Source organism: Dinoroseobacter sp. PD6 (genome assembly GCF_028807315.1).
Classification (GTDB): domain Bacteria; phylum Pseudomonadota; class Alphaproteobacteria; order Rhodobacterales; family Rhodobacteraceae; genus Dinoroseobacter; species Dinoroseobacter shibae.
Genome location: NZ_JARAMN010000009.1, coordinates 26,954 through 39,244, shown reverse-complemented (window position 1 = coordinate 39,244; position 12,291 = coordinate 26,954). Strand labels below are relative to the sequence as shown.

General features: G+C 65.9%; 12 protein-coding genes. 9 read left to right on the top strand and 3 right to left on the bottom strand.

What is annotated here, in order from left to right; genetic code table 11:
• Positions 1–101 precede the first annotated feature (101 nt).
• The 9 genes from bchY to dxs all read left to right on the top strand — a co-directional run bounded on the left by bchY (position 102) and on the right by dxs (position 9,150).
• Complete coding sequence (gene bchY, locus PVW48_RS14815; RefSeq protein WP_044029148.1) at positions 102–1,601, top strand: chlorophyllide a reductase subunit Y; 1,500 nt, start codon at positions 102–104, stop codon at positions 1,599–1,601.
• Between the two features lie 217 nt (positions 1,602–1,818).
• Positions 1,819–3,285, top strand: coding sequence for a chlorophyllide a reductase subunit Z (gene bchZ / locus PVW48_RS14810; RefSeq protein WP_012180175.1), 1,467 nt, complete (start codon positions 1,819–1,821; stop codon positions 3,283–3,285).
• 17 nt (positions 3,286–3,302) lie between these two features.
• Complete coding sequence (pufQ, locus tag PVW48_RS14805) at positions 3,303–3,527, top strand: cytochrome PufQ (protein ID WP_012180176.1); 225 nt, start codon at positions 3,303–3,305, stop codon at positions 3,525–3,527.
• Positions 3,528–3,650: 123 nt separating this feature from the next.
• On the top strand, positions 3,651–3,800 hold the full coding sequence (gene pufB / locus PVW48_RS14800) for a light-harvesting antenna LH1, beta subunit (protein WP_012180177.1): 150 nt from the start codon (positions 3,651–3,653) through the stop codon (positions 3,798–3,800).
• A gap of 13 nt (positions 3,801–3,813) precedes the next feature.
• Positions 3,814–3,975, top strand: a complete 162-nt coding sequence (pufA, locus tag PVW48_RS14795) for a light-harvesting antenna LH1, alpha subunit (protein WP_012180178.1) — start codon at positions 3,814–3,816, stop codon at positions 3,973–3,975.
• A 148-nt stretch (positions 3,976–4,123) separates the two neighbouring features.
• On the top strand, positions 4,124–4,963 hold the full coding sequence (gene pufL / locus PVW48_RS14790; RefSeq protein ID WP_012180179.1) for a photosynthetic reaction center subunit L: 840 nt from the start codon (positions 4,124–4,126) through the stop codon (positions 4,961–4,963).
• A gap of 3 nt (positions 4,964–4,966) precedes the next feature.
• Entirely contained in the window at positions 4,967–5,959 is a 993-nt protein-coding gene (pufM, locus tag PVW48_RS14785; protein ID WP_012180180.1) for a photosynthetic reaction center subunit M, read from the top strand.
• Entirely contained in the window at positions 5,959–7,041 is a 1,083-nt protein-coding gene (pufC, locus tag PVW48_RS14780; protein WP_012180181.1) for a photosynthetic reaction center cytochrome PufC, read from the top strand. The genes pufM and pufC overlap by 1 nt, the downstream gene beginning before the upstream one ends.
• A 180-nt stretch (positions 7,042–7,221) precedes the next feature.
• Positions 7,222–9,150: a 1-deoxy-D-xylulose-5-phosphate synthase gene (dxs, locus tag PVW48_RS14775; protein WP_274581889.1), complete on the top strand. Its 1,929-nt coding sequence runs from the start codon at positions 7,222–7,224 to the stop codon at positions 9,148–9,150.
• Positions 9,151–9,263: 113 nt separating this feature from the next.
• Here dxs and idi read toward each other — a convergent pair whose 3' ends face one another.
• The 3 genes from idi to PVW48_RS14760 are packed head-to-tail and all read right to left on the bottom strand — an operon-like array spanning position 9,264 to position 12,290.
• Positions 9,264–9,794, bottom strand: a complete 531-nt coding sequence (gene idi / locus PVW48_RS14770) for an isopentenyl-diphosphate Delta-isomerase (RefSeq protein ID WP_012180183.1) — start codon at positions 9,792–9,794, stop codon at positions 9,264–9,266.
• Positions 9,791–10,975, bottom strand: a complete 1,185-nt coding sequence (locus PVW48_RS14765) for a geranylgeranyl diphosphate reductase (protein WP_274581888.1) — start codon at positions 10,973–10,975, stop codon at positions 9,791–9,793. The genes idi and PVW48_RS14765 overlap by 4 nt, the downstream gene beginning before the upstream one ends.
• A gap of 13 nt (positions 10,976–10,988) precedes the next feature.
• Positions 10,989–12,290, bottom strand: a complete 1,302-nt coding sequence (locus PVW48_RS14760) for a BCD family MFS transporter (RefSeq protein WP_274581887.1) — start codon at positions 12,288–12,290, stop codon at positions 10,989–10,991.
• Between the last annotated feature and the right edge of the window lies 1 nt (position 12,291).

The following is a 12,291-nucleotide window of genomic DNA, read 5'->3' as shown; positions in this document are numbered from 1 at the left end:
ATGACCCCCGCAGCATGATCACCACCGGCGAGACCCGTTACGACGACGCCGACCAGGTCGAAATCAACGAAGGCGCGGACCGCGACCCGGTCCCCGCCGGCATGAACGTCAAGCCCGACGGCATGGGATGCCACGCCCCGGGCGAGCAGATGGAGGCCGCCGCGCGCGCGTCGGGCATGGGCGAGATCCTCGACCAGTACGCCGCCGACTACCCGCAAGGCCCCCATGACAAACCGCAGAGCATGTGCCCGGCCTTCGGGTCGCTGCGCGTGGGCCTGCGGATGCGCCGGGTCGGCACGATGCTCTCGGGCTCGGCCTGCTGCGTCTACGGCCTGACCTTCGTGTCCCATTTCTACGGCGCGCGCCGCTCGGTCGGCTACGTTCCCTTCAATTCCGAGACGCTTGTGACCGGCAAGTTGTTCGAGGACATCCGGGAGGCCGTCCACAAGATGGCCGACCCGGAGCAATATGATGCCATCGTCGTCACGAACCTCTGTGTTCCGACGGCTTCGGGGGTGCCGCTGCGGCTGCTGCCTTCGGAGATCAACGGCGTGCGCATCGTGGGCATCGACGTGCCCGGTTTCGGGGTGCCGACCCATGCCGAAGCCAAAGACATACTCGCGGGCGCAATGCTCAATTACGCCCGCGCAGAGATCGAGGCAGGCCCCGTCCAGGCGCCTGCGTCGGGCAAGACGGATCGTCCTACCGTAGCTCTGCTTGGTGAGATGTTCCCGGCTGATCCCATCGGGATTGGCCAAATGCTCGCGCCACTCGGTCTGGCGGCAGGTCCGGTCGTTCCCTGTCGTGAGTGGCGCGAGCTATATGCTGCACTGGATTGCGGCACGGCCGCCGCGATCCACCCGTTCTACACGGCCGCTGTCCGTGAGTTCGAAGCCGCCGGACGGTCCATCGTCGGCTCGGCCCCCGTGGGCCATGACGGCACGGCCGCCTGGCTGGCTGCCATCGGCGACAGTTTCGGCATCTCCGCCGACAAGATCGCCGAGGCGCAAAACACATTCCTCCCGGCGATCAAGGGCGCGCTTTCCGCCGCACCCATCGACGGCACCATCACGCTCTCGGGGTATGAAGGCTCCGAGCTCCTGGTGGCGCGTCTCTTGATCGAATCCGGGGCGAACGTGCCCTATGTCGGCTCGGCCTGCCCGCGCACCAAGTGGTCCGACCCGGACCGCGAGTGGCTGGAGGCCCGCGGCGTCAAGGTGAAGTTCCGTGCCTCGCTGGAGGACGACTGCGCCGCCATGGAGGCGATCAAGCCGGACCTCGCCATCGGCACCACCCCGGTGGTGCAGAAGGGCAAGGAGCTGGGCATTCCCAGCCTCTATTTCACCAACCTGATCTCCGCGCGTCCCCTGATGGGCGTGATGGGCGCGGGCTCCCTGGCGCAGGTCGTGAACGCGGCCATGGCGAACAAGGATCGCATGACCCATATGCGCGAATTCTTCGAAGGCGTCGGCCACGGCGACACCGCCGGCGTGTGGGAAGGCGACCCGAACGTGCGCGAAGACTTCCGCGCCACGAACCTCAAGAAGCTGGAGCGCGCCGAGAAGGCCCGCGTCGCGGCGAACGGGGGTGTGAAATGTTGAGCGCACATCCTGGTGTTTCGCGCCTTCGGCACGACTCGGCGGGGGCTCTGCCCCCGGCCTTCGGCCTCCCCCGGAGTATTTTTGCACAAAAGAAGTCGCAGCTTGGTGAACAGGGCGTTACCGCAGCGCGCGGAGGTGCCCGACACTTGTCCGACATCTGCCCGACAGATGTCCGACGCTTTGCCGACGCCTGTCTTCCCCGGATTGGAGGTGTTCCATGCTGATCCAGGATCATGACCGCGCGGGCGGGTATTGGGGCGCGGTTTACGCCTTCACCGCCGTCAAGGGATTGCAGGTGGTGATCGACGGCCCGGTGGGCTGCGAGAACCTGCCGGTGACGAGCGTTTTGCACTATACCGACGCTTTGCCGCCCCATGAGTTGCCCATCGTCACGACCGGGCTCGCCGAAGAAGAGCTCGGCCGCGACGGGACCGAAGGCGCCATGAAGCGCGCCTGGAAGACCCTCGACCCGGCCCTGCCGGCGGTGGTTGTCACCGGCTCCATCGCCGAGATGATCGGCGGCGGCGTGACCCCGCAAGGCACGAATATTCAACGGTTCTTGCCGCGCACCATCGACGAGGATCAATGGGAAGCCGCCGACCGGGCGATGACCTGGATCTTCACCGAGTTCGGCATGACCAAGGGCCGGATGCCCCCGGAGAAGAAGCGCGAAGAGGGGGCAAAACCCCGCGTGAACATCCTCGGGCCGATGTACGGCACGTTCAACATGCCCTCCGACCTCGCCGAGATCCGGCGCCTGGTCGAAGGCATCGGCGCCGAGGTCAACATGGTGCACCCGCTGGGCGCGCACTTGGCCGAGATGCGCAACCTGGTGAATGCGGATGTGAACATCTGCATGTATCGCGAATTCGGTCGCGGGCTCTGCGAAGTGCTGAACAAGCCCTATCTGCAAGCCCCCATCGGCATCGAGAGCACCACGAAATTCCTGCGCAAACTCGGGGAGTTGCTGGGTCTCGACCCGGAGCCGTTCATCGCCACGGAGAAGCATTCCACGATCAAGCCGGTCTGGGATCTGTGGCGCTCGGTCACCCAGGATTTCTTCGCCACCGCGTCCTTCGGGATCGTCGCGAACGAGACCTATGCAAGGGGCATCCGCAACTTCCTCGAGGTCGACATGGGCCTGCCCTGCGCCTTCGCGGTGGGTCGGGTGGCCGGCAAGAAGACCGATAATGACGAGGTTCGCCAGATGATCCACACCAAGCGCCCGCTGGTGCTGATGGGGTCGATCAACGAGAAGATGTACCTGGCGGAGATGGCCAGCGGGTTCGGCCCGAAACCGGCCTTCATCCCGGCCAGCTTCCCCGGTGCCGCCATCCGGCGCGCCACGGGCACGCCGATGATGGGTTATGCGGGCGCGACCTACCTGGTCCAGGAGGTCTGCAACGCCCTCTTCGACGCGCTTTTCCATATCCTGCCCCTGGGCAGCGAGATGGACAGTGCGGCGGCGACCCCCACCACGCTCCGGCGCGATTTCCCCTGGGACGACGACGCCCAGCGGCTGCTCGACCGGATCGTCGCCGAACACCCCATTCTGACCCGCATTTCCGCCGCCAAGACCCTGCGCGACGCCGCCGAAAAGGCCGCGCTGGAACAGGGTGACGAGCGGGTCGTGATCGAAACAGTCCGGACCCTGCAACCCGCAGGTTTCGAAGAAACGCATTAAAAAAGGGAGCGATGATCATGGCAGATCAGACAACGAACGGCCCCGTGACCCACAGGGCCCACAAGATGCCGAAGGCCGAGTTCTACACGTATTTCGCGATCATCTTCATCGCGGCCGTGCCGGTCGCGGCGCTGAGCTGGCTTCTGGCCACGGTCAAGAGCGGCAGCTTCCAGAAAAAAGGGCCGATCGCCCGCGCCTGGTCCCAGGCCCGGATCATCACGCCCATGATCTTCGCCGCCTGAGCGGAAAGATCCCGAATTTCGGCTCCCCCGTGTGGGGAGTTGGATTGCCGGCAGGGGATGAGCCCTTGTCGGGGCCCGGCCGCGGGGTTCGCGGTATCAGCATAACTTTCCGGAGGAATGCACATGGCTGATAAATCCGACCTGTCCTTCACAGGTCTTACCGATGAGCAGGCTCAAGAGCTGCATTCGGTTTACATGAGCGGGCTCTGGCTGTTTTCGGCCGTCGCCGTCGTCGCTCACCTCGCCACGTTCATCTGGCGTCCTTGGTTCTGAGGAGCACTGAAACATGTCTAAATTCTACAAGATCTGGCTGATCTTCGACCCTCGCCGCGTGTTCGTGGCCCAGGGCGTGTTCCTCTTCTTGCTGGCGGCGATGATTCACCTCGTCCTGCTCAGCACCGAGCACTTCAACTGGTTTGAACTGGCGGCTGCAAACGCTGCCATGTGATCGGTCCCCCGCGTGATGCGGGGACCGGACCAGGCCTACGACCCCTGCTGCGGGCGGACACCCGGATCGGCCGCAGCGTACCAACACAAACATGACAACTGACGGCTGGTCTCGACAAACGTACCGCCGCCACTTGCGGAGACAGACGATGGCTTTGCTCAGCTTCGAGAGAAAGTATCGCGTCCGTGGAGGGACGCTGATCGGCGGCGATCTGTTCGACTTCTGGGTGGGCCCTTTCTACGTGGGCTTCTTCGGGGTTACGACCGCCTTCTTTGCCTTGTTAGGCACCATATTGATCTTCTGGGGCGCATCCCAGCAGGGGACATTCAATCCCTGGCTCATCAACATCGCGCCCCCGGACCTGAGCTACGGGCTCGGGATGGCACCGCTCATGGAGGGCGGGCTTTGGCAGATCATCACCATTTGCGCCATCGGCGCCTTCGTCAGCTGGGCGCTGCGCGAGGTCGAGATCTGCCGCAAGCTGGGCATGGGGTACCATGTGCCCTTCGCTTTCAGCGTGGCGATCTTCGCCTATGTGACGCTGGTGGTTTTCCGGCCGCTGCTGATGGGCGCCTGGGGGCACGGATTCCCCTACGGGATCTGGAGCCACCTCGACTGGGTGTCGAACACCGGATACGCCTATCTGCACTTCCACTACAACCCGGCCCACATGATCGCGGTGACGTTCTTCTTCACCACGACCCTGGCGCTGGCTCTCCACGGGGCGCTGGTTCTGTCCGCCGCAAACCCGCCCAAGGGAGAGGAAGTGAAGGGTCCGGACAACGAAGACACCTTCTTCCGGGATTTCATCGGCTACTCGATCGGTACCCTGGGCATCCACCGCGTGGGTCTGCTCCTGGCGCTGAACGCCGGCTTCTGGTCCGCCGTCTGCATCATCATCTCCGGTCCGGTCTGGACCAAGGGATGGCCCGAATGGTGGAACTGGTGGCTCGAAATGCCGATCTGGCCAAGCCAAGTGGGATTGTAAGCCATGCCTGAGTATCAGAACATATTCACACAAGTCCAAGTTCAGGGCCCGGCAGAGCTCGGCGTGGACAACGAGAACAACCTCACCGAGGAGCGCACGACGGGGACCGGTTTCTCCCAGCTCATCGGTTGGATCGGCAACGCCCAGCTGGGCCCGATCTACCTGGGGTGGTTCGGCATCATCAGCCTCGTGACCGGCACGCTCTGGTTCAATATCGTGGGCTTCAACATGCTCAGCCAGGTCGGCTACAGCATTCCGGAGTTCATCCGGCAGCTGTTCTGGCTGGCGCTCGAGCCGCCCTCGCCGGAATACGGGCTGCGCATGCCGCCGCTCGATGACGGCGGCTGGTTCATCATCGCGAGCTTCTTCCTGCTCGTGTCGGTGATCTCCTGGTGGTTGCGGTCCTATCAGCTGGCCGAGATGCACAAGATGGGCAAGCACGTGGCCTGGGCCTTTGCCGCCGCCATCTGGCTCTTCCTCGTGCTGGGTCTCTTCCGTCCCATCCTGATGGGCTCCTGGTCCGAGGCTGTGCCTTACGGCATCTTCCCGCACCTCGATTGGACCACGGCCTTCTCGATCCGCTACGGCAACCTCTACTACAACCCGTTCCACGCGCTTTCGATCGTGTTCCTCTACGGTTCGGTTCTGTTGTTCGCGATGCACGGGGCCACGATCCTCGCCGTGACCCGCTTCGGCGGCGACCGGGAGCTGGAGCAGATCTACGACCGCGGCACCGCCTCGGAACGTGCGGGTCTCTTCTGGCGCTGGACCATGGGTTTCAACGCCACGATGGAGGGTATTCACCGCTGGGCCTGGTGGTTCGCCGTGCTCACGCCGATCACCGGCGGGATCGGGATCCTGCTGACCGGCACCGTGGTGGACAACTGGTTCCTCTGGGCCGTCGAGCACAACTTCGCGCCCGATTACACCCAGGACTACGGGTATGAAGCCTACACCACCTACGATGGCTTCCTTGGCCGAGAGGAGGGCAACTGATGCTACCCAAATGGTTCGATGAGTGGAATTCGAAGAATCCCACGGACATCTACAAGCCGGCGATCGTTGTCGGTGTGGCGGGTGGCGCCGTCTTCGCAGCCGCGCTGCTGGTGAGCTGGGGACAACCCCTGGCCACCGACAGCATGCAGACCGGGCCGCGGGGCACGGGCATGAGTGTGCCCGAGTTCGTCAGCGACCTGGACACGCCCGATCCCACGATCGAGGTCTTCCTCGCCAGCACGTCCGACCCGGTGATCCCGGAAGAGGGAGCGCAGACGGCGGGCGAGGCCTATGAGAATGTCGATCCGGTGCTCGCCGATCTGACGGTCGAGAACTACGACCGTCTTCTCGCGGCGATGCGCAGCTGGACCGGTATTCCCGATCTGCTGGAGGATCCCGATCACTACCAGTCCAAGGTGGCGATCAACATGATCCAGATGAACCAGACCATCAACGAGGAATGGGCGGGCCACGTCTATGCCAATGCGGAGGTCGGCGTGACATGCTTCACCTGCCATCGCGGGCAGGCTGTTCCGTCCGAGGTCTGGTACCGTATCGATCCCGTGACGGAGAACACCTCCGGCTGGGCCTCGGTGCAGAACCGGGCGACCTCGCTGTCGCAGTTCACCTCGCTGCCTTCGGACGCGCTCTACCAGTACCTGCTCAACTACGAGCAGATTGCGGTCCACGACCTGGAATCCCGGGTCGAGACCCTGCCGGGGGATCCCACCTGGCAGAACACCGAACGGACCTACAGCCTGATGAACTACTTCTCCAACTCGCTGGGTCGGAACTGCGTGTTCTGTCACAACAGCCGGGCCTTCTACGACCCCGCGCAGCACACGCCCCAATGGGCGACCGCGATGCTCGGGATCTCGATGGTGCAGGAGTTGAACAACGAGTGGATCGTGCCCATCGGCGAGGCGCATCTGCCACCCGAACGGCTCGGCCCGGTCTATAACGACGTGCCGAAGCTGGCCTGCAAGACCTGCCACAAGGGCTACCAGCAGCCGCTGCAGGGGCTCAACGTGGTCGCGGACTGGCCGGAACTGGCCACGACCGAAGGGCCCTTCTACGACTAGGCCACTGGCCTTCCCCTTCCGGGTCCCCGCCTTGCCGCGGGGGCCCGGGCTCCGGACCCGCAGGCTTGCCGCCGGTCCATCCCGACCCCCTCGCGCAGCTCGACCGGCATGAGCGCGACATGGGATCGGCGCGTGCCCCGGGCCCGCATTTCGCACCAGACCGCGATGGAGGAGACCACCATGACCAACCCCCGCCCGAAAACCCCGACACTCGACCGCGTCGCCTGTCCCGCCGATCTCAAGGCGCTGACCGACCGGGAGCTTGCCACCCTGGCCACCGAACTGCGCGCCGAAGTGATCTCCGCCGTGTCCGAGACGGGCGGGCATCTCGGCTCCTCGCTCGGCGTGGTCGAGCTGACCGTGGCGATCCACGCAGTGTTCAACACGCCCTTCGACAAGCTCGTCTGGGACGTGGGCCACCAATGCTATCCCCACAAGGTGCTGACCGAGCGCCGCGACCGCATCCGCACCCTGCGCCAGAAGGGGGGCCTGTCGGGCTTCACCAAGCGCAGCGAGAGCATCTATGACCCGTTCGGCGCGGCCCATTCGTCGACGTCGATTTCCGCCGCGCTGGGCTTTGCCACGGCGCGCGACCTGGGCGGGCCCACCGGCGACGCCATCGCGGTGATCGGCGACGGCTCGATCAGCGCCGGCATGGCCTACGAGGCGATGAACAACGCGGGCTCCGAGAAGCGCCGCCTCTTCGTGATCCTGAACGACAACGAGATGTCCATCGCCCCGCCCACGGGCGCGATGTCCACCTATCTCAGCGATCTGGCCTCGTCTGGCCCGCTCTATGCCTTGAAGGAACTGGCCGAGGGCGTGGAACGCAGCCTGCCCGGCCCCTTGCGCGAAGGGGCGCAGCGTGCGCGCAACCTGGTGACCGGGGAGCATGGCTCCTCCGCGACCCTGTTCGAGGAGCTGGGCTTCGACTATATCGGCCCGATCGACGGGCATGACATCCCGCAGCTGTTGCAGGTCCTGCGCGCCGCACGGGCCAAGGCCAGCGGCCCGGTCCTCATCCATGCCTGCACCGTCAAGGGCAAGGGCTACTCGCCCGCCGAGCTGTCCGACGATTGCTACCACGGGGTCGCCAAGTTCGACGTGGCTACGGGCAAGCAGCAGAAATCCGCCCCCAACGCGCCCGCCTATACCAAGGTGTTCGGCGCGACCCTGACGGCGGAGGCCGAGCGCGACTCGCGCATCTGCGCGGTGACCGCCGCCATGCCCGGGGGCACGGGCGTCAACATCATGGGCAAGCGGTTTCCGGGCCGGGTCTTCGATGTGGGCATCGCCGAACAGCACGCGGTGACCTTTGCCGCCGGGCTTGCGGCGGGAGGCATGAAGCCCTTCTGCGCGATCTATTCCAGCTTCCTGCAGCGCGGCTATGACCAGGTGGTCCATGACGTGGCGCTGCAGAAACTGCCGGTGCGCTTCGCCATCGACCGCGCCGGGCTGGTGGGGGCCGATGGGCCGACCCATGCGGGCGCCTATGACATCGCGTATCTGTCCAACCTGCCCAACATGACCGTCATGGCCGCCGCCGACGAGGCGGAGCTTGTGCATATGGTCGCCACCGCGGCGGCCTATGACGACGGGCCGATCGCCTTCCGCTACCCGCGGGGCGAAGGCGTGGGCATCGAGATGCCGGAGCGCGGCAGCCTGCTGGAGATCGGCAAGGGCCGCATCATCCGCGAGGGCGGGTCGGTCGCGATCCTGTCGCTCGGCGCGCATCTGTCGGAATGCCTCAAGGCCGCCGAGGATCTGGAGGCGCGCGGCATCGGTGTCACCATCGCCGATGCGCGGTTCGCCAAGCCGCTGGATACCGACCTGATCGCGCAGCTGACCGCCAGTCACGAGGCGCTCATCACCGTCGAACAGGGGGCCGAGGGCGGCTTCGGGGCCATGGTCCTGCACTGGCTGGCCCGGACCGGGCGGCTCGACGGGACCCTCAAGATCCGCACCATGACCCTGCCGGACCGTTTCATCGACCAGGCAAGCCCGGCGGATATGTACCACGATGCGGGGCTCACCGCGCGTCACATCGCGGGGCAGGTGCTGCACCTGATGGGGGCGGAGACCGCGCTGCTGGAGGCGACGACGGCCTGAGGGGCGCGCCCCCCTCAAGCTCAAGTCTCCAAATATCCTCGCCGAAGGCAAAAATCAGCCCGGTGTGTCGCAAGACGCACCGGGCTTTCGGTCTCAGCCGGGGGGCGACCAGGTCAGCTCGTGGCGACCGTGCCGAAAATCCGCTCCGAATGTTCCGCGAGATAGATGCGCAGCCAGGGCGTGTACCGCTCCGGCCGACGCTTGACCTGGGCATTCAACTCGTAAAGGTCGACCCATTTCACCTCGGCCACTTCCTCGGGGTTGGGCGCGACTTTCAGGTTTGCGGGCGCCTCGGCGATGAACAGGTCCACCACCTCGTGCTCGATCAGCCCGTTGCCCACATCGGCCCGGTACTCGATCCGGTCGCGATGGGCAGGGTAGAGCCCGGTGATGCCCAACTCTTCGCGCAGGCGGCGCACGGCGCAATCGGCCGGGCTCTCGTCCCAGAGGGGATGGGTGCAGCAGGTGTTCGCCCAGAGCCCGGGCGTGTGGTACTTGTCCAGCGCGCGCCTCTGGATCAGGGTCTCCGGCCCTCGCATGACGAAGACCGACACGGCCTTGTGCCGCAGGCCCCTTTGATGGGCCTCCAGTTTGCCGACGGGCCTGAGGGCACCGTCGATCCAGGCAGGGACGAGATCCTTCATACCCGCACCGGCGAGATCAGCCCGCTGAGATGGGCGAGGTTCTTCACCCCGATCTTCAGGTGCGCCATCGGGCGCGCCCGCACCAGTTTCTTGTTCATGTAGGCCTCGAAGGTCAGCCGCTGCACATCGACGTCATGGCAGAGCGACACGAACCGCTCCCGTCGCTCATCCGACCGATAATAGGCGTCCTGCATCGCGCCCAGAACGCGAAAAACTGTCCCATGCTCCTTGAGGAAGCGTTTGCGGGCCTTGGCCAGCGCCTTGACCTGCCCGGTGCGCAGGCATTCGAGCGCGGCTTCGCCCGCGACCCGACCCCCGGCCATGGCGTAATAGATCCCTTCCCCGGAGGAGGGTGCGACCACGCCCGCGGCGTCCCCGGCCAGAACCAGGTCGCGGCCATTGTCCCATTTGTCCAGCGGTTTCAGGGGGATCGGCGCGCCCTCCTTGCGGATGGTCTCGCATTCGCTCAGGCCCGCGCTGTCGCGCAGGAGCTTGGTTGCCGCCTTCAGGTCCGTGCCGTCCACGCCCGTGCCCATGCCCACGCTGGCGGATTTGCCGTGCGGGAAAACCCAGCCGTAGAAATCCGGCGAAACCACGCCGTCATAGATCACGTCGCAGCGTGTGGGGTCGTAGGTGTCCGACACGCCCTCGGGCGCCTTGATGATCTCGTGATAGGCGATGACATAGGGGATGGTGCTGCCGCCGGGCACTTCGGCCCGGGCCACGTCCGACCGCGCGCCATCCGCGCCGATGATCAGCTTGGTGCGGATCGCGACCTCTTCGCGGCTGGTCTTGTCGCGATAGACGACCCAGGTGCCCTTTTCCGACCGGTCGATCCGCAGGAAGGTGCCGGTGTGCCGATCCGCGCCCGCCTTGGCGGCGCGGTCGCGCAGGAACTCGTCGAAGAACTCCCGGTCGACCATGCCGACAAAGCCGTTCTCGATGGGGATGTCCACGTGCCGCGCCGTGGGCGAGACCATGCGGGCGGTGTTGATCTTGGCGACGATCTGGCTCTCGGGGATGTCGAAATCCGCGATCAGTCGGGGCGGGATCGCGCCGCCGCAGGGCTTGATCCGCCCGGCGCGGTCGATCAGGGCGACCTTCTTGCCCGCGCGGGCCAGGTCCTCGGCAGCGGTGGCACCGGACGGGCCGCCTCCGACCACAACAACATCATAGGTCATTCCAATTTCCCCCTCATTCTCCGGGAACCAAGGCACCGTCGGTCCGAGCGGTGCGCGACTGTCGCACGCCATCCACCACGTGCCAGGCCATCAGGCCCGCAACGAGGAAGAGGGCGGCTTCGAAAACAAAGACGGCGCCGAACGCGTCGGCATCCGTGGCGGTCACGGCGCGCAGCAGGTCGGCACTGGCCGCCCCCATAAGCCCGCCGAACCCCGCGGCAATGGCCTGCGCCGCACCCCAGAGACCCATGCGGGTCCCCTCGCGCGCCTCGCGGCCCTCGCCGGCCAGCTGCATCATCGCGCCGATGGCGGCCACGGCGAAGGTGCCGTTGGCAAAGCCCAGGAACACGACCGCGGGCACCAGCGGGGCGGTTGGCCCCACCTGTCCCAGCGCGGTGATCAGCGCCAGCGCCGCGGCCGAGCCGATGCAGCCCGCGATCACCCAGAATTTCAGCGATCCCCAGCGCAGGCCCGTGGCGCAGACGCCCACCAGCACCATGCCCAGGAACACGCCGCCATTCTGCGCCCCGCTGAGGGACGTGGACTGCCCCGGCGTGAAGGCGAAGACGAGGCCAGCGTAAGGTTCGAGGATCAGCTCCTGCATGAAATAGGCGGTCATGGACAGGAAGATGAAGATGGTGAAATTGCGCGCCTTGCGCTCGGCCCACACCTCCCGCAGCCCGTCGAGGAAGGGCAGGGCGGTCTCACGCGGGGCGGTGACGGTGATCCGCCGTTCGATCCCCCAGACCGCGACAGTGGTCAGAACGACCGCGCCCAGGGTGACGATGGCCACGATTTTCAGCAACAGCGCCGGGGAATAGGGGTCGAGGAAGCTGCCCACCGTGCCCGCGGTCACCGCAATGCCCGCGATCATCATCAGCCAGGTGATCGTGGCCGCCGCCGCGCGCCGGCGCGGATGGGTCGCGGTTGCGAGCAGGGCCAGCAGCGATGTGCCCGACGCGCCCACGCCCACGCCGATCAGCGTGTAGGCCAGGATCGAGGCCAGCAATCCGGGCAGGAACGCGGCCTCCATCAGCACCACGCCGTAAGCCGCCAGCATCGCGCCGGAGGACAGCACCGCCATCCCGCCGATGATCCAGCGCGTGCGCTTGCCGCCCGTGTCAGACTTGTAGCCCCAATGGGGTCGGCTCAACTGGATCGCGTAATGCAGGCCCACGAGCAGGCCGGGCAGGACCGCGGGCAGGGCCAGTTCGACCACCATCAGCCGGTTCAGGGTCGATGTCGTCAGGACCACCACCGCCCCGAGACAGAGCTGCACCAGCCCCATCCGGAAGATCGACAGCCAGCCCAGCATC